This is a genomic window from Ensifer sp. Root954 (assembly GCF_001429005.1).
GTDB lineage: Bacteria > Pseudomonadota > Alphaproteobacteria > Rhizobiales > Rhizobiaceae > Ensifer > Ensifer adhaerens.
This window is the reverse complement of the sequence record NZ_LMJM01000023.1, coordinates 713,909-735,920: the sequence shown is the minus strand read 5'-3', so window position 1 is coordinate 735,920 and position 22,012 is coordinate 713,909. Positions and strand designations below refer to the sequence as shown.

Genomic DNA, 22,012 nt, shown 5'->3' with positions numbered 1-22,012 from the left:
GCGGGAGATGAGCTCGGTGCGGAAGCCGTTCATCACCGCCATGACGATGATCAGCGTCGCCACGCCGAGCATGATGCCGATGAAGGAGAAGACGGCGATGACAGAGATGAAGGCTTCCTTGCGTCTGGAGCGCAGGTAGCGCCACGCCACCATACGCTCGAAGGCGGAAAAGGGTCGGCTGGAGGACTTTTCAGGCCGCTCTGCGGCCTGCACCTGATTTTCAGTCACGGCGGTCATCCTGCCTTCCCTCGCCTCGTCACTTCGTTGCGATCAGCTTGTTGATCGCCGCTTCGACGGTCATCGTCTCGCGCTCGCCGGTCTTGCGGTCCTTGACCTCGACTTCGCCATTGGCGATCGAACGCGGTCCGACGATGATCTGGACCGGAACGCCGATCAGATCAGCCGTCGCGAACTTCGCACCGGCGCGGTCGTCCCTGTCGTCGAGCAGCGCCTCGAATCCAGCCTTGCCGAGTTCGGAATAGAGCGTCTCGCAGGCGCCGTCGCAAGCGGCATCGCCCGCTTTCATGTTGATGATGACGCCATCGAACGGCGCGATCGACTTCGGCCAGATGATGCCGTTGTCGTCATGCGAGGCTTCGATGATCGCCGGCACCAGACGGGTCGGACCGATGCCATAGGAACCCATGTGCACTGCATGCTCCTTGCCGTCGGGGCCGAGAACCTTGGCGCCCATGGCTTCGGAGTACTTGGTGCCGAAATAGAAGATGTGGCCGACTTCGATGCCGCGGGCCGACAGTCGGTCGCCCTCGGCAACCGCGTTGAAGGCTGCCTCGTCGTGCATTTCCGACGTCGCCGCATAACGCGAGGTCCACTTGTCGAAGATCGTCTTCAGGCCGGCAACGTCATCGAAATTCGTGTCTTCGCCCGGAATGTCGAAGCCGAGGAAATCCTTATGGCAGAACACTTCGGACTCGCCGGTATCGGCGAGGATGATGAATTCGTGGCTGAGATTGCCGCCGATCGGGCCGGTATCGGCGCGCATCGGAATGGCGCGAAGGCCCATGCGTGCGAAGGTACGCAGGTAAGCGGCAAACATCCGGTTATAGGCGTGTTCGGCCCCTTCCCGGTCGAGATCGAAGGAATAGGCGTCCTTCATCAGGAATTCGCGCGAGCGCATGGTGCCGAAGCGCGGACGGATCTCGTCACGGAACTTCAGCTGGATGTGGTAGAGATTGAGCGGCAGGTCGCGGTAGGACTTCACGTAGGAACGGAAGACGTCCGTGATCATTTCCTCGTTCGTCGGACCGTAGAGCATCGGCCGGTCCTGCCGGTCCTTGATGCGCAGCATTTCCTTGCCGTAGGCGTCGTAGCGGCCGCTTTCCTGCCACAGCTCGGCAGACTGGAGGGTCGGCATCAGAAGCTCGATCGCGCCGGAGCGGTTCTGCTCCTCGCGGATGACCGCGTTGACCTTGTCGAGAACCCGCTTGCCCAGTGGCAGCCAGGTATAGATGCCCGAAGACTGCTGCCGGACCATGCCCGTGCGCAGCATGAGGCGGTGGGAAACGATTTCCGCTTCCTTGGGATTTTCCTTCAGGATGGGCATAAAAAAGCGGGACAGGCGCATGACGGGTTCCAGAACTTGATGAACGTCGCACTATCGGCGGATTCGGGCGAAATGACGTTGAGAGAGATGCCGGCTTCACCTTTTGATTGGTAAAGGCGACCGCTGCTTCTCGGGTCGGGCTCTCCATTTTCCATCACCGGCAAAGCCGGCAGGAACCTTTAGGAGCCTTGCGTTCATAGCTGCTTCGCCGGCGGAAGAAAACCCTGCTCTCCGTTGTCACGGGCAGAGAAAGCATCCACGGATTTTCAGGGGGAACTCGACGCCGCTCCTGCGTCAAAAGAGCACGCTAGTAACAAGATTACGACAGTAATTGTCAACGGGAATATTTTACCCGACTGTAGCAAAAATGCAAAAAAACAGGATGACAGAGCCCAATGTTTGGGCTAGTTTCGGCTCACAAAACAGGCATGAAGACTAAATTCTTGCCGACTTTCGCGGTCAAGTCTTGGGAGGATAAGATCTTAGGCGCGCTTCGTCGCTGCCGCCGGAAACGGATTAAAGATCACGCGAAACTTGAAAAACAAGGCTTTTAGCCTTGTTTTTTTTTGCTTTTCAGCAAGAGACAGACGCGCGAAGCACCTTGCAAAATTGAACTATGTCAATTTCACGGCGGTCAATCCTGCAACTGCCCGGGTTTTGCCCGCGGGCATGCGCGCAGGCTCCGTCAAGGCACAGATGTGCCCATCAAATTGCACAGAACATGTCGCATTGAGAGCGACCGGCTCACGCGGCGGCCGCGATGAACTTATCAATCAAATTTTGGGTAGAAACGCGGAATGGAATCTATGCCGTAGCCGAGCCTGACGGACAGGATATACCAGGCAAGTTGAATGACGGCCGCAATCACCGTCGTCAAAAGCACAACACGCTTGGCGTTGAACTTCGCCGGGGCGCTCTCGACACTCCCCGGAACGACGCTGTTTTCTTCAGCCTGAGTGCGCACGCCGAGGGGCAGCACGGCAAAGAGCGTGATCCACCAGATGATGAAGTAGATGGCAAAGGTCGAAAAAAGCGGCATTTCAAGCTCCCGGTGAAGGCGATCGGCAAGACAGCGAGCAACCCGCGTTTCGCCACGACTTCCGCGACATTCCGTCCGCCTTATAGCGCTGACCGCCCGATCGCACAAACCGGCATCGCGCGATCTACTGTCACACCTCTTCGAGTTCGATCAGCGTACCCTGAAAATCCTTGGGATGCAGGAAGAGCACCGGCTTGCCATGGGCGCCGATCTTCGGCTCGCCATCGCCCAACACTCGCGCTCCGGCGGCGCGCAACGCGTCGCGCGCCGACAGGATGTTCTCTACCTCGTAGCAGATGTGATGCATCCCGCCCGAAGGGTTCTTCGCCAGGAAAGCGGCAATCGGTGAGCCCTCGCCGAGCGGCTCCAGCAGCTCGACCTTCGTGTTTGCAAGCGTGACGAACACGACGGTGACGCCGTGTTCGGGCAAAGCCTGTGGCTCGGTGACGGAAGCGCCGAGCGTCGAGCGATAACTTTCGGCGGCGGAGTGAAGATCCGGCACTGCGATGGCGATGTGGTTCACTCTTCCAAGCATTGCGATCTCCCGCTTTGACGTCCGGTTCCGCTTACATGGTCACGGGCGACCGGCCAATCAGACTTTGGTGACAAACACCGTGACGATCGGCTTCTTGCCCCAGATCTGGTTCGCGGTGCTGCGCACGGCGCGGCGGACCGCCTCCTGCAGCATTGCCAGATCCTTGCGCTTTGCCCGCGGAATGCTCTCGACGGCGCCAAGGATGGCGTCATAGAGCGTGTCCTCCATGTCCTCGCCCTCGTCGTCGAACTCCGGCAAGCCGATCGCGACGATATCCGGGTCGCCCAGGAAATCGTAGCGGCTGTCGAGAACCACGTTGACGGCGACATGGCCGGCGAAGGAAAGCTTGCGGCGTTCGCCGATGCCCATCTCCTCGAAATCGCCGATGAGGCTGCCGTCCTTGTAGATGCGGCCATGGGCCGCTTCGTCGATCACTTCGGCGGGACCTGGCGCAAGACGCAGCATTTCGCCGTTCCTGAGACGCGGAACGCTGGCGATGCCGGACTGCCGGCCTAGTTCGCCATGCGCCGTCAGATGCGCCGCCTCGCCATGAACAGGTACGAGGATCTGCGGCCGCAGCCACTGGTACATCTGCTGCAGCTCGGTGCGACGCGGGTGGCCGGATACGTGCACCAGCGCCTCGCTGTCGGTGATGATGTGGATGCCCTGTTCCACCAGGCCGTTCTTGATGTCGTTGATCGCCTTTTCGTTGCCCGGGATCGTGCGTGAGGAAAACACGACCGTGTCGCCAGCCGAGAAGGCGACATTTCGCATCTCGTCACGGGCGATCTTGGCAAGGGCTGCCCGCGGCTCGCCCTGGCTGCCAGTCAGGATGACCACGACCTTGTCGCGCGGCACGTAGCCGAACTCGTCTTCGGCGAGGAAAGGTTTGATGCCTTCCATCAGCCCAAGATCCGTAGCGACGGCGACGACCCGCTTCATCGAACTGCCGAGCAGAAGCACATCCCTGCCGGCCTCTTCCGCCGCTTCGGCGATCGAGCGGATGCGCCCGACATTCGAGGAGAACGTCGTGATCGCCACCCGACCCTCAGCGTTGGCGATGATCTTCGTCAGGCTTTCGGAAACCTCCTGCTCCGACGGCGAAACGCCGTCGCGCATCGCATTGGTGGAATCGCAGACGAGCGCAAGCACACCTTCATCGCCGATCTGGCGGAAGCGTGTCTCGTCGGTCAACGGTCCGAGCGACGGGTGAAGGTCGATCTTCCAGTCGCCGGTATGAACCACGGTGCCGACCGGCGTGCGAATGATCAGCGACATCGGCTCGGGGATCGAGTGGTTGACGCCGACGGCCTCAATCTCGAAGGGGCCGACATTGATGCGGTCGCCCTGCTTGAAGATCGTGATGGGGATCTCGCCCCGGCTCTTCTCGAAATCCCGCTTGGCTTCGAGCATGCCTGCCGTGAACGGCGAGGCATAGACCGGCACATTGAGACCGGGCCACAGGTCGTTCAGACCGCCATAGTGGTCCTCGTGCGCATGGGTGATTATGATCGCCTTGAGATTGCGGCGCTCTTCGGCGAGAAAGCCGATATCGGGGAGCACGAGGTCGACCCCCGGGAGCTCTGGCCCCGGGAACGTCACACCGCAATCGACCATGATCCACTGGCGGCTGCCCGGCCGTCCGTAGCCGTACAGGCCAAGATTCATGCCGATTTCGCCGACGCCGCCGAGCGGCAAGAACACCAATTCTTCTTCTTGCGCCATGTCGTGTTGCGCCCCTGTTCCAAATTTATCCGAAAAATACGTCGCCGGCGGCAATCGCCTGCGTCATGCCGTTGCCGGTGTCGAGCACCAGCCGTCCGGCCTCATCAATACCGGCAAAGCGCCCTGAAAGCGACCGGTCCGGCAGGTTCACGGTTATCGTTTCACCGATGCCGCGGGCTGCTGCCCGCCATTGTTCGATCGTCGTGGTGATACCGGCGCCCCGATCCCAAACCAGCAGGGTCTCCGCCATCGTCAGGAACAGGCGCGCAAAGAGTTCGTCGGGCGAAACCGACGCTCCTTCATTGGCCAGCGACGTCACCGGATAGAGCCCTTCATCCGGCTGGACCGCGATGTTGATGCCGCAACCGATGACCAGCGCCCGGCGCCCGTACGGGAGGCTTTCGCCTTCAAGCAGGATACCGCAGGTCTTCTTGCCGTCGATCAGGATGTCGTTCGGCCACTTGATCTCCACCGGCGCCGAACCGGGCGGCATCACCTGGCGGATCGCCCTGTGAACGGCGACGGCGACAGCGAGCGGCAAAGAGTGCAGGTGCTCGACCGGTGCCGGCTCGATGAGGAGAAGCGAAGCGTAGAGATTGCCCGGTTCGGAGAACCATGCCCGGCCGCGACGTCCGCGCCCGCCGGTCTGCCTGATGGCCGTGACCCAGAGATTGCCCGGGTCACCCTGACGCGCACGCGCCAGGCATTCACTGTTGGTCGACCCGACCGCATCGAGAGCGACGTGCCGGAAATCGTCGAGCGAGATCCGGCCGCCACTTTCAAAGGCGATCAAAAGAAGGTCCGCGCCGCGACTTCAGCGGCGTTTCCGAGCGGGCCGCCGATGAGCACGTATCCGAGAACGAACAGGCCCGAGAGACCGAACACCAGCCGCAGTTCGCCGGCGGTGCGGGCGAACTCGCCCTTGGCATCGTCGAACCACATTACCTTGATGACGCGCAGGTAGTAGTAGGCGCCGACGACGGATGCGAGAACGCCGATGATGGCGAGCGCATAGAGCTGGGCTTCAATGGCCGCCATGAAGACGAAGTACTTCCCGAAGAAGCCTGCCATCGGCGGGATGCCGGCGAGCGAGAACATCAGGACGGTCAGCACCGTCGCCATGAAGGGGTTGGTCTGCGAGAGACCGGCGAGATCGTCGACGTTCTCGACGTTTTCGCCTTCCTTGCGGCGCATCGCCAGGATGCAGGCGAAGGTGCCAAGCGTCATGACCATGTAGATGAGCATGTAGAGCAGCACGCCGCGAACACCAGCCATGGAGCCGGCAGCAAGGCCGACCAGCGCGTAGCCCATGTGGCCGATCGAGGAATAGGCCATCAGGCGCTTGATGTTCTTCTGGCCGATCGCCGCGAAGGCACCGAGCAGCATCGATGCGATCGAGATGAAGACGATGATCTGCTGCCAGTCAGCAACGACAGGCTCGAAGGCGTTGATGACGATGCGAACGAGGATCGCCATGGCGGCGACCTTCGGTGCCGCCGCGAAGAAGGCGGTGACCGGCGTTGGCGCGCCTTCATAAACGTCAGGCGTCCACATGTGGAACGGCACGGCCGAGATCTTGAAGGCGAGGCCGGCGAGTACGAAGACCAGACCGAAGATCAGGCCGAGCGAGCGGCCTTCAGCCGTCAGCGCAGCCGCGATCTGGGTAAAGCCGGTGTGGCCGGTGAAGCCGTAGATCAGCGACATGCCGTAAAGCAGCATGCCCGAAGAAAGCGCACCGAGGACGAAGTACTTCAGGCCGGCTTCCGTCGAGCGGATGCTGTCGCGGTTGATGGCAGCGACGACATAAAGGGCCAGCGACTGCAGTTCCAGCGACAGGTAGAGCGAGATCAGGTCGTTGGCCGAGATCATCAAGAGCATGCCGAGCGTTGCCAGCACCAGAAGCACCGGGAACTCGAAACGGTCAATCTGGGCGGAGCGCGCATGGCCGACCGTCATCACCAGGGCGGTGATGGAGCCGATCAGGGCCAGAACCTTCATGAACTTGGCGAAGGGGTCCGACAGGAAGGCGCCGCCATAGGCTTCGCCTTCACCGGTCTTAAGCACGAGCCAGAGGCCAGCGATGATCAGGAGGGCAACCGCAAGACCGGTGACCGTCGACGCCGACTTCTCGCCGGAAAACACGCCAATCATCAGCAACGCCATCGCGCCGACCGCGAGGATCAGCTCGGGGATCGAGAGTTGCAGGCTTGCAAGGAGGGTTTCAGCAGTCATGTCCAATCACGTCCTGTGGTCATTGCACCGAAAGCGCAACGTTTTGCGCTGCCTGCAGGGCTGCGGAGTAGTTGTTGACGAGCAGATCCACGGAGGCCGCGGTCGCATCGAAGATCGGTGCCGGATAGACGCCGAAGAAGATCGTCAGGATCACCAGCGGATAAAGGATGGCCTTTTCGCGCGGCGACAGGTCGAGCAACGCCTTCAGGCTTTCCTTTTCCAGCGCGCCGAACACGACCCGGCGATAGAGCCAGAGCGCATAGGCGGCCGACAGGATCACGCCGGAGGTGGCAAAGAGCGCAACCCAGGTGTTGGCACGGAAGGCACCGACGAGGGTCAGGACTTCGCCGACGAAGCTGGACGTGCCCGGCAGGCCGACGTTCGCCATGGTGAACACCATGAAGGCGACGGCGTATTTCGGCATGTTGTTGACGAGGCCGCCATAGGCGGCAATTTCGCGGGTGTGCAGGCGGTCGTAGACAACGCCGACGCAAAGGAAGAGCGCGCCGGAGACGATGCCGTGCGACAGCATCTGGAAGATCGCACCCTGCACGCCCTGAACGTTGGCGGCAAAGATACCCATCGTCACGTAGCCCATGTGCGCAACGGACGAATAGGCGATCAGCTTCTTGATGTCGGTCTGCATCAGCGCCACCAGCGAGGTGTAGATGATGGCGACGACCGAAAGCGTGAAGACGAACGGCGCGAAGTAATCTGAGGCCAGCGGGAACATCGGCAGCGAGAAGCGCAGGAAGCCGTAACCGCCGAGCTTCAGCAAGACGCCGGCCAGAATGACCGAGCCCGCCGTCGGCGCCTGAACGTGTGCGTCGGGAAGCCAGGTGTGGACCGGCCACATCGGCATCTTCACCGCAAAGGAGGCGAAGAAGGCGAGCCACAGCCAAGTCTGCATCTGGCGCGGGAAGTTATAGGCCAGCAGCTGCGTGATGTCGGTCGTACCGGCCTGCCAGTACATCGCCATGATCGCGAGCAGCATCAGCACTGAGCCGAGCAGCGTATAGAGGAAGAACTTGTAGCTGGCGTAAACGCGGTCCTTGCCGCCCCAGACACCGATGATGAGGAACATCGGGATGAGGCCGGCTTCGAAGAACACGTAGAAGAGCACGATATCGAGCGACACGAAGACGCCGATCATGAACGTTTCCAGGACCAGGAACGCGATCATGTAGGCCTTCAGCCGCTTCTCGATCGACAGCCAGCTCGCCAGTACGCAGAACGGCATGAGGAAGGCCGAGAGCACCACGAACAGCATCGAGATACCATCGACACCGAGATGGTAGGAAATGCCGGTGCCGAGCCACTCGTGCTTCTCGATCATCTGGAAGCCCGGGTTCGAGGAATCGAACTGGTACCAGATGTAGACCGACACGGCGAAGGTGAAGATCGTCGTCAGCAGCGAAACGTTCAGGATGTTCCGGCGGCCGTAGGCGCTGTCTTCCCTTGTGAGCAAGAGAAGCAGGACGCCGACGAGCGGCATGAAGGTGACCGCGGAAAGTACGGGCCAATCGGTCATCAGAAGGAACTCCTGAACATCATCCAAGTAACAAGCGCGGCAATGCCGATCAGCATCGCAAACGCGTAGTGATAGAGGTAACCAGTCTGCAGGCGGACAACGCGGTCAGTGACGTTGAGCACACGTGCGGCAATGCCGTTCGGGCCGTAGCCGTCGATCACGCGACCGTCGCCTTCCTTCCACAGGAAGGTGCCGAGCCACTTGGCCGAGCGCACGAACAGGAAGTCATAGAGCTCGTCGAAGTACCACTTATTGAGCAGGAACTGGTAGAGGCCACGGTGCTGCTCTGCCAGATACTTCGGCAGTTCCGGCCGGCGGATATACATGTACCAGGCCGTGAAGAGGCCAAGCGCCATGGCAGCAAACGGGCTCCACTTAACCCACGTCGGAACGTGGTGGTATTCATGCAGGATTTCGTTTTCCGCCGAGGTGAACAGCGCACCCTTCCAGAATTCGGCATAGCCTTCGCCGAAGAAGTGATCGTGGAAGATGAAGCCGGCGACCAGCGCACCGACGCCAAGGATATAGAGCGGCACCAGCATGACCTGCGGCGATTCATGCACGTGATGCATGACATCCGAGGAAGCGCGCGGCTTGCCATGGAAGGTCATGAAGGTCAGGCGCCACGAATAGAAGCTGGTGAAGAGTGCCGCGACAACGAGCAGCGCATAGGCGAAACCGGAAACCGAGCTGTGGGCGGCATAGGCGGACTCGATGATCGCGTCCTTCGAGAAGAAGCCCGCGGTACCGATGATCGTGCCAGGGATGCCGACGCCCGTCAGTGCGATCGTGCCGATGAACATCATCCAGTAGGTAACCGGAATGTGCTTCCGGAGACCGCCCATGTAACGCATGTCCTGCTCGCCATCGACGGCGTGGATGACCGAACCGGCACCCAAGAACAGCAGAGCCTTGAAGAAGGCGTGCGTGAACAGGTGGAAGATCGCCGCGCCATAGGCACCGACGCCGAGGGCCACGAACATGTAGCCGAGCTGCGAGCAGGTCGAATAGGCGATGACACGCTTGATATCGTTCTGGACGAGGCCGACGGTCGCCGCGAAGAAGGCGGTGATCGCGCCGATGATGGTGACGACGGTCAGCGCATCCGGCGACAGCTCGAACACCGGCGACATGCGGGCGACGAGGAAGACGCCGGCGGTAACCATGGTTGCGGCATGGATAAGAGCCGAAACCGGGGTCGGGCCTTCCATGGCGTCCGGAAGCCAGGTGTGCAGCAGGAACTGCGCCGACTTGCCCATCGCGCCCATGAAGAGCAGCAGGGATGCGGCGGTGATGGCATCAGCCTTGTCGAGGTGCATGCCGAACAGGGTGACGACGGCCTCCCCTGCTCCCGCACCTTCGGCCGGAAGATAGGTCTTGGCGGCAGCGAAGATCGTTTCCAGGTTGACCGAGCCGAACAGCACGAAGACCAGGAAGATACCGAGCGCGAACCCGAAGTCACCGACGCGGTTGACGATGAAGGCCTTCATCGCAGCAGCGTTGGCCGACGGCTTCTTGTACCAGAAGCCGATGAGCAGGTAGGACGCAAGACCCACGCCTTCCCAGCCGAAGAACATCTGCACCAGGTTGTCCGACGTGATGAGCATCAACATCGCGAAGGTGAAGAGCGACAGATAGGCAAAGAAGCGCGGACGATGCGGATCGTGGTGCATGTAGCCGATCGAATAGACATGCACGAGGGTCGACACCGTGTTGACGACCACGAACATGACCGAAGTCAGCGTATCGACGCGGAACGCCCATTCGACATCGAAGGTGCCGGACTGGATCCAGCGCAGCACCGACACCTTGATCATTTCCTGGTGGCCCATGGCGACGTCGAAGAAGACGTACCAGGAGAGCGCAGCGGCAATGATCATCAGACCGCTGGTGACATATTCCGATGCCTTGGCGCCGATCGAACTACCGAAGAGGCCGGCGATCAGAAAGCCGATCAAAGGCAGGAAGACGATAGCCTTGATGATGGTATCCATAGCCCAATCAGCCCTTCATCATGTTGACGTCTTCAACTGCGATCGAGCCGCGGTTGCGGTAGAAGACGACGAGAATTGCAAGTCCGATGGCCGCTTCCGCAGCCGCGACGGTCAGGATGAACAGGGCAAAGACCTGGCCAGTGATGTCATTCAGGAACGCCGAGAAGGCGACCATGTTGATGTTGACCGCAAGAAGAATGAGTTCGACCGACATCAGGATGACGATGACGTTCTTCCGGTTCAGGAAGATGCCGAAGACGCCCAGCGTGAACAGGATGGCGCTGACGGTGAGATAGTGGGAAATTCCGATTTCCATTTTTTTGTTCCTCGATCTCGCGTCCGACTTAAATGCCCTGACCGGGCTTGACCGTGACCACTTCGACGGCGGTCTCGGGCGTGCGGGCAACCTGCTGCGGGATGTTCTGGCGCTTGATGTTTTCGCGGTGGCGCAGGGTCAGCACGATCGCGCCGATCATGGCGACGAGCAGGACCAGGCCGGCGATCTGGAAGAAGTAGACGTAGTGCGTGTAGAGCACGTCGCCGAGCGCTGCCGTGTTCGTGCGGTCGGCGACCGCCGGGATCGGCATCGAAATCGACTTGGCGATCTCAGGCGAGAACGTCGCACCGCCAACCACGATGATGAGCTCGGCTGCAAGGATCAGACCGATCAGCGCGCCCACCGGCGCATATTCAAGCACGCCGGCCCGCAGTTCCGCGAAGTCGATGTCGAGCATCATGACCACGAACAGGAACAGCACCGCGACCGCGCCGACATAAACGACCAGCAGGATCATCGCGAGGAATTCGGCGCCAGTCAGCAGGAACAGACCTGCCGCGTTAAAGAAGGTCAGGATCAGGAACAGAACCGAATAAACCGGGTTCCTGGCCGCAATAACCATGAATGCCGACGCCACCGCGATGAAGGCAAAGAGATAGAAAAAAAGAACCTGCAGACCCATGATCGGTGCCTTCTTCGTCTTGCACGGCGTGAGGCGCTTCTGGCCCCACTCCACAGGCAAAGCCGGACACGCGTCCGGCCGTTGCCCAAACCTATGTCACATGCACCACCCTCCCCGGGGCGGCGCTACGCTCTGGCCTCAGCGATAGGGCGAGTCCATTGCGATGTTGCGTGCGATTTCCCGTTCCCAACGGTCGCCGTTGGCGAGGAGCTTGTCCTTGTCGTAGTAAAGCTCTTCGCGCGTCTCGGTGGCGAACTCGAAGTTCGGGCCCTCGACGATGGCATCGACCGGACAGGCTTCCTGGCAGAAACCGCAATAGATGCACTTCACCATGTCGATGTCGTAGCGAACCGTACGGCGTGTGCCGTCGTTGCGGCGCGGGCCGGCTTCGATGGTGATTGCCTGTGCAGGACAGATCGCCTCGCACAGCTTGCAGGCGATGCAACGCTCTTCACCGTTCGGATAACGGCGCAGCGCATGCTCGCCGCGGAAGCGCGGGCTGACCGGTCCCTTTTCGAAGGGGTAGTTCAACGTCGCCTTCGGCTTGAAGAAATAGCGCATCGACAGAAAGAACGCGCCGACGAATTCCTTCAGGAACAGCGAGCTGACGGCTTGCGAAAGACCGGCCATCATTTACCTCCAGAGTTGCCGGCCTGGGAGCGACCGGCGGTATGCTGCCAAACGTGAGCCATCGTCATGCGGCTCCCGTCAGCTTGAGAACGAACGCAGTGATCACGACCATTGCGAGAGAGATCGGCAGGAAGACCTTCCAGCCAAGACGCATCAGCTGGTCGTAGCGGTAACGCGGCACGAAAGCCTTCACCATCGCGAACATGAAGAACACGAAGGATGCCTTCAGCACGAACCAGATGATGCCGGGTACCCAGTTGAGGAACCAGACGTCCACCGGAGGCAGCCAGCCACCGAGGAACAGGATCGTCGTCAGCGCGCACATCAGGCAGATGGCGGCATATTCGCCGAGCATGAACATCATGTAAGGCGTGGAGCCGTACTCGACCATGAAGCCGGCGACGAGTTCGGATTCCGCTTCGGGAAGGTCGAAAGGCGGGCGGTTCGTTTCGGCCAGCGCCGAAATGAAGAACACGATGAACATCGGGAACAGCGCCAGCCAATGCCAGTCGAGGAACGACGCCGGCAGGCCGAGGTTGGTGCCGATGCCGCTCGACTGCGCGTTGACGATGTCCGTCAGGTTCAGCGAGCCGACGCAGAGCAGGACGGTGACGATAACGAAGCCGATCGAGACTTCGTAGGAGACCATCTGTGCTGCGGACCGAAGCGCGCCGAGGAAGGGATATTTGGAGTTCGACGCCCAGCCGCCCATGATGATGCCATAAACTTCAAGAGAAGATATGGCGAACACGAAGAGGATGCCGACGTTGATGTTCGCGATCACCCAGCCGGCGTTGAGCGGGATCACGGCCCAAGCGGCGAGCGCCAGCGTCACGGAGACGAGCGGGGCGAGCAGGAAGATCGCCTTGTTGGCGCCGGCCGGGATAACCGGCTCCTTGAAGACGAACTTCAAAAGGTCGGCGAAGGACTGGAAAAGTCCCCAGGGGCCCACCACATTCGGACCACGGCGGAGCTGAACTGCAGCCCAGATCTTACGGTCTGCGAGCAGGATGTAGGCGATGAAAAGCAGCAGCGCGACCAGGAGCAGCAGCGACTGGGCGACCATGATGATCGCGGGCCAGACATAGGTCGAAACGAAAGCGTCCATGATACTCTATTCCCTCGCGCTCATTCCGCCGCAGCTTTGAAATTGTTGCGTGCCAAAGCCGAGCATTCGGCCATGACGGCGGATGCGCGCGCTATCGGGTTCGTCAAATAGAAGTCTTTGACCGGAGACGCAAACACGGATTTGCCCATCTCACCGGCTTTTTGACCAAGTGCGGCAATTTCGTCGCCGTTGCCGCTCGCGATCGCGTCAATATCGGCGAAATGCGGGTGGGCCGCATAGAGCTTCGAGCGCAATTCGCCAAGCGAATCAAAGGGCAGCTTCTTGCCGAGCACGTCGGAGAGCGCGCGGATGATCGCCCAGTCCTCGCGTGCGTCGCCCGGTGCGAAGCCGGCGCGGTTGCCGACCTGAACGCGGCCTTCGGTGTTGACCCACGTGCCGGACTTTTCGGTGTAGGTCGCGCCCGGCAGGATGACGTCGGCGGCATGTGCGCCGTTGTCGCCGTGCGAGCCGATATAAACCGTGAAGCCGGACTTGCGTTCCGCAAGGTCGATCTCGTCAGCGCCGAGCAGGAAGAGAACGTCGGAGGCGGTGACCATCTCGGCCGCCGTCTTGCCGTTCGCGCCCGGAACGAAGCCGAGGTCGAGACCACCGACGCGGGAAGCGGCCGTGTGAAGAACGGCAAAACCGTTCCACTCGGCGGTAACCGCACCGACGGCGCCTGCGAGCTTGGCGGCGGCAGAAAGAACGGCAGCGCCGCCCTCCCCTGCAACAGCACCCTGGCCGATGAGGATCAACGGGCGCTGCGCCTTCTTCAAGGCCGCTGCAAACTTGCCCTTGCCCGAGACGAGCTCGGCGAGCGTTTCGGTGCCGGCGCCGAGATACTCGTATTCGTAACGCAGTTCGCCCGGCTCGCCGATCACGGCGATCGGGAAGTTGCCCATGCGGTAGCGCTTGCGGATGCGGGCATTGAGAACCGAAGCCTCAAAGCGCGGATTGGAGCCGATGATCAGCAGCGCGTCAGCGCTTTCGATGCCAGCGATCGTCGGGTTGAAGAGGTAGCTGGCGCGACCGAGCGACGGGTCGAGTGCGGCGCCATCCTGGCGGCAGTCGACACTCTCGGAGCCGAGCGCTGCGATCAGCTGCTTCAGCGCGTACATTTCTTCGACCGAAGCGAGGTCGCCGGCAATGGCGCCGATCTTGTCGCCGGAAGTCTGGGCGACGGCAGCCTTGACCGCCTGGAAGGCTTCGCCCCACGTTGCCGGCTGCAGACGGCCGTCCTTCTTGACGTATGGACGATCGAGGCGCTGCGTCTTCAGGCCGTCCCAGATGAAGCGGCTCTTGTCGGAGATCCACTCTTCGTTGATGTCCTCGTTGACGCGCGGCATGATGCGCATGACTTCGCGGCCGCGGGTATCGACGCGGATCGCCGAACCGAGCGCGTCCATCACGTCGATGGATTCGGTCTTGTTCAGCTCCCACGGACGGGCGGTGAAGGCAAACGGCTTCGAGGTCAGCGCACCGACCGGGCAGAGGTCAACAACGTTGCCCTGCAGCTCGGAGGTCATCGCCTGCTCGAGATAGGTGGTGATCTCGGCGTCTTCGCCGCGGCCGATCAGGCCAAGTTCGGCAATGCCGGCAACTTCGGTCGTGAAGCGAACGCAGCGCGTGCAGTGAATGCAGCGGTTCATCACGGTCTTGACGAGCGGGCCGATATACTTGTCTTCGACGGCGCGCTTGTTTTCCTGGTAGCGCGAGCTGTCGATACCGAAGGCCATGGCCTGGTCCTGCAGGTCGCATTCGCCGCCCTGGTCACAGATCGGGCAGTCGAGCGGATGGTTGATCAGCAGGAATTCCATCACGCCTTCGCGCGCCTTCTTGACCATCGGCGTGGTCGTGAAGACTTCCGGCGCTTCGCCGTTCGGGCCCGGACGGAGGTCGCGCACGCCCATGGCGCAGGAAGCGGCGGGCTTGGGCGGCCCTCCCTTCACCTCGATCAGACACATGCGGCAGTTGCCGGCGACCGAAAGCCGCTCGTGGAAACAGAAGCGCGGAACTTCAGCCCCGGCCTCTTCGCACGCCTGAAGCAGCGTGAAATGATCCGGTACCTCGATCTCTTTTCCGTCGACTTTCAGCTTTGCCATCTTCGTACTCAATCCTGTCTTCCGTCCGTCGGCCCATCGGCGACGCACAATTCCAACACAGCCTTGCTGCTTGCGGGCGATGGCCGTCCCCGGTCCCCGCCCTGTTGTCTCAAGCGCCTTTCAGCGCCTTGGCCTGTCCAACCCAATCGTCCCGCTTGATCCGCCCGCCGAAACCGAGTTCGTCGTCGAAGCGGGCGACATCCGCCTCGCTCCAACCGGCGATGTCGGCAAAGCCGCTGATGCCCTTCGCGTTCAGCACCTGCTCGAGCTTCGGGCCGATGCCGGAGATCCGCTTGAGGTCGTCGGTGGCTTTCGCCTTGGCGCGCGTCGCGCGAACCTTGACCACCTTTTGAGCGGCAACCTTCTCGACCACCGGCTTTGCGGCTGCGCGCTTGGCAGGTGCGGACGGCTTGGCGACCGGTTCCGGCTTTGCGTCGGCCTGCACCGTCTTTGCGACAACGGCAGTCGTCGTGTCAGACGATGCGGGCTCTGCCCGCTTCTGCGCCGCCTCGACGGCCCCTTGCATCGCGCCGATCATGGCGCCTGCAATCTGGGTCGTGAGACCGAAGCCGATCGCGGTCGCTGCTGCAACTGCGGCTGCCGGGTGAACCATCAGCGGATGCAGCGGCACCTGTGAAAGGCCCTTCATCCATTCGCCCATGCCGAACGGGTCGGCCGGATCGCCGCCAAGCGGACGTGCGAACGGAATGCCTGCTTCGGCCTGTCCCTTCATCTGTCCCTCTTCGCGTGCGCCGGCCATCGTCGGGTTACTCCGCCGCTTCCAGAACCGCGCCATGCGACGACGCATTGCGCGTATATTCGTCGATGCGCTTTTCCATTTCCGGACGGAAATGCTTGATCAGACCCTGGATCGGCCAGGCAGCTGCGTCGCCGAGCGCGCAGATCGTGTGGCCTTCCACCTGCTTGGTGACGTCGAACAGCATGTCGATTTCGCGCTTCTGGGCGCGGCCCTGAACCATGCGTTCCATGACGCGCATCATCCAGCCGGTGCCTTCGCGGCACGGCGTGCACTGACCGCAGCTCTCGTGCTTGTAGAAGGCCGAGAGACGCCAGATCGCCTTGATGATGTCGGTCGACCTGTCCATCACGATGACGGCGGCGGTTCCAAGACTGGAACCGACCTCGCGCAGACCGTCGAAATCCATGATCGCGTCCTTCATCTGCGCGCCGGGCACGCAAGGAACGGACGAACCGCCGGGAATGACGGCGAGCAGGTTGTCCCAGCCGCCGCGAATGCCGCCACAGTGCTTTTCGATCAGCTCATGGAACGGGATCGACATCGCGTCTTCGACCGTGCACGGGCGGTTGACGTGACCGGAGACCGAATAGAGCTTGGTGCCGTGGTTGTTCGGGCGACCGAAACTCGTGTACCAGCCGGCGCCGCGGCGCAGGATCGTCGGGGTTACCGCGATCGACTCGACGTTGTTGACGGTCGTCGGGCAGCCGTAGAGGCCCATGTTGGCCGGGAACGGCGGCTTCAGGCGCGGCTGGCCCTTCTTGCCTTCAAGGCTTTCGAGCAGCGCCGTCTCTTCGCCACAGATGTAGGCGCCGGCACCATGGTGCACGTAGATGTCGATGTCGTAGCCGAGCTTGTTGTTCTTGCCGAGCAGGCCATAGGCGTAGCACTCGTCGATCGCCGCCTGCAGCGCCTCGCGCTCGCGGACGAATTCGCCGCGGACGTAGATGTAGGCGACATGGGCACCCATGGCGAAGCTGGCGATGACGCAGCCTTCGATCAGCGTATGCGGATCGTGACGCATGATGTCACGGTCCTTGCAGGTGCCGGGCTCGGACTCGTCGGCATTGACGACGAGGTAATGCGGACGGCCGTCGCTTTCCTTCGGCATGAAGGACCACTTGAGGCCCGTCGGGAAGCCGGCGCCGCCACGACCGCGAAGGCCGGAAGCCTTCACTTCGTTGACGATCCAGTCACGGCCCTTTTCGAGCAGCTGCTTGGTGCCGTCCCAGTGGCCGCGCGCCATGGCGCCCTTCAGGGACTTGTCCTTGAGGCCGTAGATATTGGTAAAGATGCGGTCTTCATCTCTGAGCATAATTCACCTCTTTACCGCGGCTTCTTGCCGAAAACCTTGATGTATTCGGCTTCGCCGCCCTTGGCGAGCGCCTTGGCCTGCTTGACCCAGTCGTCGCGTTCGATGCGGCCCTTGAAATTCAGGTATCCGTCGACCCACTCGCGCTCCGTCTTCTTCCACGAAGCAACTTGCGCGTAGGTGTAGATGCCCAGTTCGTTGAGCGTACCCTCGATCTTCGGACCGACGCCCGAGATCAGCTTGAGATCGTCGGTCGCTGCCGGCTTCTCGATGCCGGCCGGACGGTTCTTGTCCTCCAGCGACGGCTTGCCGGAGACGGCAGCAGCCTTGGCCGGCTTCGACTTGTCGACAGTGTCGCCTTCCACCTTGGCGTTGGCAGCGGCTTCCGCCTTTGCCGTCGCCGGGGTCTTCAGCGATGCGTCGGTCACGGCCGACGCGGTCTTGGCGCGGCCGGCATTCGACGGCGGCACGGAGACGGCCGGAGCATCGCTCACCTTCTTGGCGGCGCTGGCCGCAGCCTTGGCCGGAGCCGCATCCGCAAGCATGAGGGTCGTCGGGCCGCCTTCCGGAGCCGAATAGATGCGATCGATCTGCGGACCGGGGGTGACTTCAGCACCCTTGCCTGCTTCGAAACGGTCGATGATCTGCTCGAGCTGCTCGGGCGTCAGGTCTTCGAAGGTGTCCTTGAAGATCATGACCATCGGCGCGTTGACGCAGGCGCCCTGACATTCGACTTCTTCCCAGGAAAGCGTGCCGCTCTCGTTCAGGGTGAAGGGATCATGGGCAATCTTGCTCTTGCAAACCTTGATCAGGTCTTCGGCGCCACGCAGCATGCAGGGCGTCGTACCGCAAACCTGAATGTGGGCGCGCGTGCCGACCGGCTTCAACTGGAACTGGGTGTAGAAGGTCGCAACTTCGAGCGCGCGGATGTACGGCATGCCGAGCATGTCCGCGATCGACTCGATGGCGGCCTTCGTGACCCAGCCGTCCTGGTCCTGAGCGCGCATCAACAACGGGATGACGGCAGACTGCTCTCGACCCTTGGGGTACTTATTGATCGTTTCCTTCGCCCAGGCGGCGTTCTCCTTGCTGAAGGCAAAGCTCGCTGGCTGGACGGTGTCTTCGGCTAGTCGACGAACGGACATTCTAGTGGACACCTTATCAGTTAATCGAACCGCACCGCGATTTCGTCACCGAGACGAATTCGCAGGCATAGGCTGACTGGTCTTTCTGCAAAAATACGATGTAGCGCGTGCCATTGGCGACCGCGGCCTTGATCTCGTAGCCCTTGGCAACGAGATCGGCCATCGAGCCCCCGCGCATGCCGCCCGACGTCGCGCCGCTTTCGACCTGCTCCTGTGCAGAAACGGTCGATGCAAGCGCGAGAAGAGCGAGCGTGGCCAGGGGCGCGAGACGCATCAGCGGTCCACCTCACCGAACACGATATCGAGGGAGCCCAGCACGGCCGAAACGTCGGCAAGCTGGTGTCCCCGACAGAGGAAATCCATCGCCTGCAGATGCGCATAACCTGGGGCACGGATCTTGCAGCGATAGGGCTTGTTGGTGCCGTCGGAGACGAGATAGACGCCGAATTCGCCCTTCGGCGCTTCGACGGCGGCGTAAACTTCGCCGGCCGGCACGTGGTAGCCTTCGGTATAGAGCTTGAAGTGGTGGATGAGCGCTTCCATCGAACGCTTCATCTCGCCGCGCTTCGGCGGAACGATCTTGCCGTCGAGCGACGAAACCGGACCGACCTTGGCATCGCCGAGCAGACGATCGACGCACTGGCGCATGATGCGGGCCGACTGGCGCATTTCGATCATACGGATCAGATAACGGTCGAAGCAGTCGCCGTTCTTGCCGATCGGGATATCGAACTCGAGATCCGAATAGCACTCATAGGGCTGCGAACGACGCAGGTCCCAGGCAGCGCCCGAGCCACGCACCATCACGCCCGAGAAGCCCCAGGCCCAGGCATCGTCGAGCTTGACGACGCCGATGTCGACGTTGCGCTGCTTGAAGATGCGGTTGCCGGTCAAGAGTTCGTCGATGTCGTCGACGGTCTTCAGAAACGGATCGATCCACTTGCCGATGTCTTCGACGAGTTCGTGCGGCAGGTCCTGATGGACGCCGCCCGGACGGAAGTAGGCCGAGTGCATGCGCGCGCCGCAGGCACGCTCGTAGAACACCATCAGCTTTTCGCGCTCTTCAAAGCCCCAGAGCGGCGGCGTCAGCGCGCCGACGTCCATGGCCTGCGTCGTGACGTTCAGAAGATGCGAGAGGATGCGGCCGATTTCCGAATAGAGGACGCGGATGAGCTGGCCGCGGATCGGAACTTCGGTCGCCGTCAGCTTCTCGATCGCCAGCGCGTAGGCATGCTCCTGGTTCATCGGCGCCACGTAGTCGAGGCGGTCGAAATAGGGCACGGCCTGCAGGTAGGTCTTGGTCTCGATCAGCTTTTCGGTACCGCGATGCAGCAGGCCGATATGCGGATCGACGCGCTCGACGATTTCGCCATCAAGCTCGAGCACCAGACGAAGAACGCCGTGCGCCGCCGGATGCTGCGGACCAAAGTTGATGTTGAAGTTGCGGACGTTATGTTCGGTCATACCGATTGCTCCAGGTCGGACGGCAGCCGTTCACCGGCTACCGCGGACCACTTAGTCTCACCGTGCTTTCGCCTTCTCGTCGCCGGGCAGCACGTAGTCCGTGCCTTCCCAGGGAGAGAGGAAGTCGAAGTTGCGGAATTCCTGCTTCAGTTCGACGGGTTCGTAGACGACGCGCTTTGCTTCGTCGTCGTAACGCACCTCGACAAAACCGGTGACCGGGAAGTCCTTGCGCAGCGGATGTCCTTCGAAACCGTAGTCCGTCAGGATGCGACGCAGGTCAGGATGGCCGGTAAACAGGATGCCGTACATATCGTAGGCTTCGCGCTCGAACCAGTCGGCACCGGGATAGACCGGCGTTGCCGACGGAACCGGCTCGTTCTCGCCGGTTGCGACCTTGACGCGCACGCGCAGGTTCTGGCGCGGCGACAAGAGATGATAGACAACGTCGAAACGGTCCGGCCGCTGCGGCCAGTCGACGCCGCAGACATCGACGAAATTGACGAAGGCGCACTGCACATCGTCACGAAGGAACGTAAGCAGCGCGATCAGGTTCGCCGACGTCGTCGTCAGCGTCAGCTCGCCATAGGCCAGCGATGCGTCGGAGATCAGCGCACCGCGCGTTTCGCGCAGGTAGGACGCAAGCTCATTCAGGGCTTCACTCATATCAAAGACCCCCTGCCCTTAGCGCTCGATCGTGCCGGTCCGGCGGATCTTCTTCTGCAGCAGGAGCACGCCGTAAAGCAACGCTTCTGCCGTGGGAGGACAGCCTGGCACGTAGATGTCGACGGGAACGACGCGGTCGCAACCGCGAACAACCGAATAGGAATAGTGGTAGTAGCCGCCGCCATTGGCGCACGAACCCATCGAAATGACGTAACGCGGCTCCGGCATCTGGTCATAGACCTTGCGGAGCGCAGGCGCCATCTTGTTGGTCAGTGTGCCGGCGACGATCATGACGTCGGACTGGCGCGGCGAGGCGCGCGGCGCAAAACCGAAGCGTTCGGCGTCGTAGCGCGGCATCGACATCTGCATCATTTCGACCGCGCAGCAGGCGAGACCGAAGGTCATCCACATCAGCGAACCGGTACGGGCCCAATTGATGAGCTCGTCGGTCGAGGTGACCAGAAAACCCTTGTCGGCGAGCTCATTGTTGATCTCGCCGAAGAATGCATCATTGCTGCCAATCGGCTTGCCGGTGGAGGGATCGATGATCCCTTTCGGCTTGGGCGCAACGAGCGTGGTGCCGGAGGTCAGTTCCATTCCAGCGCTCCCTTCTTCCATTCATAGATAAAGCCGATCGTCAGCACACCGAGGAACACCATCATCGACCAGAAGCCGAACCAGCCCAATTCATGGAACGAAACCGCCCAAGGAAAGAGGAAGGCAACTTCGAGGTCGAAGATGATGAAGAGGATCGACACGAGATAGAAGCGGATGTCGAACTTCATGCGGGCGTCGTCGAACGCATTGAAGCCGCACTCGTAGGCCGACAGCTTTTCCGAATCAGGAGCCTTGAAGGCGACGGCGAAGGGAGCAATCAGAAGCGCCACACCGATCACCAATGCGATTCCAATGAAAATCGCGATCGGAACGTAGGAACCGAGAAGTTCAGTCATTGTTATCCGTCCCTGCCTGCGGGAGGGCGCATGGGAGAGCGCCAGAACAACAAATCTCGCAGGCCGAAAAATATGTTGCAACGCCGGAGTGGTTAGCGCAGCCCGCGCCGTCGCGCAAGCCTTGAGGGGCCATTTAAACCGCTTCGCAACACAGGATCGGACGGGTGATACCGACAAAGCGCGGATTCGCAGGCCGACGCGAACTTTACGGTAAATCAAAGCGAGACGAGACAGATTGCCGCAGCGCACAATCCGGCCCCAGGGCCGACGCAATTCGCAGTAAGGACGGAGAGAAGAAA

Annotated in this window: 21 protein-coding genes and 1 pseudogene; all 22 read right to left on the bottom strand. The window is 61.4% G+C overall.

All coding sequences use genetic code 11. The features are described from left to right. Window positions 1-237, bottom strand: a pseudogene (locus ASE71_RS36955) (lipoprotein-releasing system transmembrane subunit LolC); the annotation flags it as partial. 19 nt (window positions 238-256) lie between these two features. Next, entirely contained in the window at window positions 257-1,585 is a 1,329-nt protein-coding gene (proS, locus tag ASE71_RS17590) for a proline--tRNA ligase (protein ID WP_034803555.1), read from the bottom strand. Window positions 1,586-2,333: 748 nt separating this feature from the next. Further along, entirely contained in the window at window positions 2,334-2,603 is a 270-nt protein-coding gene (locus ASE71_RS17585) for a DUF1467 family protein (RefSeq protein ID WP_034803557.1), read from the bottom strand. Between the two features lie 130 nt (window positions 2,604-2,733). Beyond that, window positions 2,734-3,138, bottom strand: coding sequence for a methylmalonyl-CoA epimerase (gene mce, locus ASE71_RS17580; protein WP_034803559.1), 405 nt, complete (start codon window positions 3,136-3,138; stop codon window positions 2,734-2,736). Between the two features lie 57 nt (window positions 3,139-3,195). Further along, the gene (locus tag ASE71_RS17575) at window positions 3,196-4,863 is read right to left on the bottom strand and encodes a ribonuclease J (RefSeq protein ID WP_060522198.1); all 1,668 of its coding nucleotides are present in this window, start codon (window positions 4,861-4,863) and stop codon (window positions 3,196-3,198) included. 25 nt (window positions 4,864-4,888) lie between these two features. After that, window positions 4,889-5,653 (bottom strand): biotin--[acetyl-CoA-carboxylase] ligase, encoded by a 765-nt coding sequence (locus ASE71_RS17570; protein ID WP_060522240.1) that lies wholly within the window; start codon window positions 5,651-5,653, stop codon window positions 4,889-4,891. Beyond that, a complete protein-coding gene (gene nuoN, locus ASE71_RS17565) occupies window positions 5,653-7,095 on the bottom strand; it encodes an NADH-quinone oxidoreductase subunit NuoN (protein ID WP_034803562.1) in 1,443 nt (480 codons plus the stop codon). Before nuoN ends, ASE71_RS17570 begins: the two co-directional genes overlap by 1 nt. Before the next feature lie 19 nt (window positions 7,096-7,114). Then, entirely contained in the window at window positions 7,115-8,626 is a 1,512-nt protein-coding gene (locus tag ASE71_RS17560) for an NADH-quinone oxidoreductase subunit M (RefSeq protein WP_060522197.1), read from the bottom strand. Continuing rightward, window positions 8,626-10,620 carry an NADH-quinone oxidoreductase subunit L gene (nuoL, locus tag ASE71_RS17555; RefSeq protein ID WP_060522196.1) on the bottom strand — a complete coding sequence of 665 codons (1,995 nt, stop codon included), beginning with the start codon at window positions 10,618-10,620 and terminating at the stop codon, window positions 8,626-8,628. The genes ASE71_RS17560 and nuoL overlap by 1 nt, the downstream gene beginning before the upstream one ends. A 7-nt stretch (window positions 10,621-10,627) precedes the next feature. Further along, complete coding sequence (gene nuoK / locus ASE71_RS17550; RefSeq protein WP_034803568.1) at window positions 10,628-10,936, bottom strand: NADH-quinone oxidoreductase subunit NuoK; 309 nt, start codon at window positions 10,934-10,936, stop codon at window positions 10,628-10,630. A gap of 28 nt (window positions 10,937-10,964) precedes the next feature. Then, entirely contained in the window at window positions 10,965-11,579 is a 615-nt protein-coding gene (locus ASE71_RS17545; protein ID WP_034804235.1) for an NADH-quinone oxidoreductase subunit J, read from the bottom strand. A 138-nt stretch (window positions 11,580-11,717) separates the two neighbouring features. Then, entirely contained in the window at window positions 11,718-12,209 is a 492-nt protein-coding gene (gene nuoI, locus ASE71_RS17540) for an NADH-quinone oxidoreductase subunit NuoI (RefSeq protein ID WP_025426590.1), read from the bottom strand. A gap of 64 nt (window positions 12,210-12,273) precedes the next feature. Further along, a complete protein-coding gene (gene nuoH / locus ASE71_RS17535) occupies window positions 12,274-13,317 on the bottom strand; it encodes an NADH-quinone oxidoreductase subunit NuoH (RefSeq protein WP_034803570.1) in 1,044 nt (347 codons plus the stop codon). Between the two features lie 20 nt (window positions 13,318-13,337). Then, entirely contained in the window at window positions 13,338-15,419 is a 2,082-nt protein-coding gene (gene nuoG / locus ASE71_RS17530) for an NADH-quinone oxidoreductase subunit NuoG (protein ID WP_060522195.1), read from the bottom strand. A gap of 109 nt (window positions 15,420-15,528) precedes the next feature. Then, window positions 15,529-16,179 (bottom strand): NADH:ubiquinone oxidoreductase, encoded by a 651-nt coding sequence (locus tag ASE71_RS17525; protein ID WP_034803576.1) that lies wholly within the window; start codon window positions 16,177-16,179, stop codon window positions 15,529-15,531. Window positions 16,180-16,186: 7 nt separating this feature from the next. After that, a complete protein-coding gene (gene nuoF / locus ASE71_RS17520; RefSeq protein ID WP_057252325.1) occupies window positions 16,187-17,491 on the bottom strand; it encodes an NADH-quinone oxidoreductase subunit NuoF in 1,305 nt (434 codons plus the stop codon). An 11-nt stretch (window positions 17,492-17,502) separates the two neighbouring features. After that, window positions 17,503-18,633, bottom strand: coding sequence for an NADH-quinone oxidoreductase subunit E (locus tag ASE71_RS17515; RefSeq protein WP_060522194.1), 1,131 nt, complete (start codon window positions 18,631-18,633; stop codon window positions 17,503-17,505). A gap of 16 nt (window positions 18,634-18,649) precedes the next feature. Then, on the bottom strand, window positions 18,650-18,907 hold the full coding sequence (locus ASE71_RS17510; protein WP_034803583.1) for a hypothetical protein: 258 nt from the start codon (window positions 18,905-18,907) through the stop codon (window positions 18,650-18,652). Then, entirely contained in the window at window positions 18,907-20,097 is a 1,191-nt protein-coding gene (locus tag ASE71_RS17505) for an NADH-quinone oxidoreductase subunit D (protein ID WP_060522193.1), read from the bottom strand. The genes ASE71_RS17510 and ASE71_RS17505 overlap by 1 nt, the downstream gene beginning before the upstream one ends. 57 nt (window positions 20,098-20,154) lie before the next feature. Continuing rightward, window positions 20,155-20,760, bottom strand: coding sequence for an NADH-quinone oxidoreductase subunit C (locus ASE71_RS17500; RefSeq protein WP_034803588.1), 606 nt, complete (start codon window positions 20,758-20,760; stop codon window positions 20,155-20,157). Between the two features lie 18 nt (window positions 20,761-20,778). Continuing rightward, window positions 20,779-21,357, bottom strand: coding sequence for a NuoB/complex I 20 kDa subunit family protein (locus ASE71_RS17495; protein WP_034803591.1), 579 nt, complete (start codon window positions 21,355-21,357; stop codon window positions 20,779-20,781). Continuing rightward, entirely contained in the window at window positions 21,348-21,713 is a 366-nt protein-coding gene (locus tag ASE71_RS17490) for an NADH-quinone oxidoreductase subunit A (protein WP_034803593.1), read from the bottom strand. The genes ASE71_RS17495 and ASE71_RS17490 overlap by 10 nt, the downstream gene beginning before the upstream one ends. Between the last annotated feature and the right edge of the window lie 299 nt (window positions 21,714-22,012).

Excerpts from the sequence above, each read along its gene's own strand:
- ASE71_RS17510 (WP_034803583.1), bottom strand. The coding sequence starts at position 18,907 with ATGCGTCTCGCGCCCCTGGCCACGCTCGCTCTTCTCGCGCTTGCATCG.
- nuoK (WP_034803568.1), bottom strand. The coding sequence starts at position 10,936 with ATGGAAATCGGAATTTCCCACTATCTCACCGTCAGCGCCATCCTGTTC.
- ASE71_RS17490 (WP_034803593.1), bottom strand. The coding sequence starts at position 21,713 with ATGACTGAACTTCTCGGTTCCTACGTTCCGATCGCGATTTTCATTGGA.
- ASE71_RS17505 (WP_060522193.1), bottom strand. The coding sequence starts at position 20,097 with ATGACCGAACATAACGTCCGCAACTTCAACATCAACTTTGGTCCGCAG.
- ASE71_RS17525 (WP_034803576.1), bottom strand. The coding sequence starts at position 16,179 with ATGGCCGGCGCACGCGAAGAGGGACAGATGAAGGGACAGGCCGAAGCA.
- ASE71_RS17560 (WP_060522197.1), bottom strand. The coding sequence starts at position 8,626 with ATGACCGATTGGCCCGTACTTTCCGCGGTCACCTTCATGCCGCTCGTC.
- ASE71_RS17495 (WP_034803591.1), bottom strand. The coding sequence starts at position 21,357 with ATGGAACTGACCTCCGGCACCACGCTCGTTGCGCCCAAGCCGAAAGGG.
- nuoF (WP_057252325.1), bottom strand. The coding sequence starts at position 17,491 with ATGCTCAGAGATGAAGACCGCATCTTTACCAATATCTACGGCCTCAAG.
- ASE71_RS17500 (WP_034803588.1), bottom strand. The coding sequence starts at position 20,760 with ATGAGTGAAGCCCTGAATGAGCTTGCGTCCTACCTGCGCGAAACGCGC.
- mce (WP_034803559.1), bottom strand. The coding sequence starts at position 3,138 with ATGCTTGGAAGAGTGAACCACATCGCCATCGCAGTGCCGGATCTTCAC.
- nuoG (WP_060522195.1), bottom strand. The coding sequence starts at position 15,419 with ATGGCAAAGCTGAAAGTCGACGGAAAAGAGATCGAGGTACCGGATCAT.
- proS (WP_034803555.1), bottom strand. The coding sequence starts at position 1,585 with ATGCGCCTGTCCCGCTTTTTTATGCCCATCCTGAAGGAAAATCCCAAG.
- ASE71_RS17515 (WP_060522194.1), bottom strand. The coding sequence starts at position 18,633 with ATGTCCGTTCGTCGACTAGCCGAAGACACCGTCCAGCCAGCGAGCTTT.
- nuoH (WP_034803570.1), bottom strand. The coding sequence starts at position 13,317 with ATGGACGCTTTCGTTTCGACCTATGTCTGGCCCGCGATCATCATGGTC.
- nuoL (WP_060522196.1), bottom strand. The coding sequence starts at position 10,620 with ATGGATACCATCATCAAGGCTATCGTCTTCCTGCCTTTGATCGGCTTT.
- nuoN (WP_034803562.1), bottom strand. The coding sequence starts at position 7,095 with ATGACTGCTGAAACCCTCCTTGCAAGCCTGCAACTCTCGATCCCCGAG.
- ASE71_RS17585 (WP_034803557.1), bottom strand. The coding sequence starts at position 2,603 with ATGCCGCTTTTTTCGACCTTTGCCATCTACTTCATCATCTGGTGGATC.
- ASE71_RS17545 (WP_034804235.1), bottom strand. The coding sequence starts at position 11,579 with ATGGGTCTGCAGGTTCTTTTTTTCTATCTCTTTGCCTTCATCGCGGTG.
- ASE71_RS17575 (WP_060522198.1), bottom strand. The coding sequence starts at position 4,863 with ATGGCGCAAGAAGAAGAATTGGTGTTCTTGCCGCTCGGCGGCGTCGGC.
- nuoI (WP_025426590.1), bottom strand. The coding sequence starts at position 12,209 with ATGGCCGGTCTTTCGCAAGCCGTCAGCTCGCTGTTCCTGAAGGAATTC.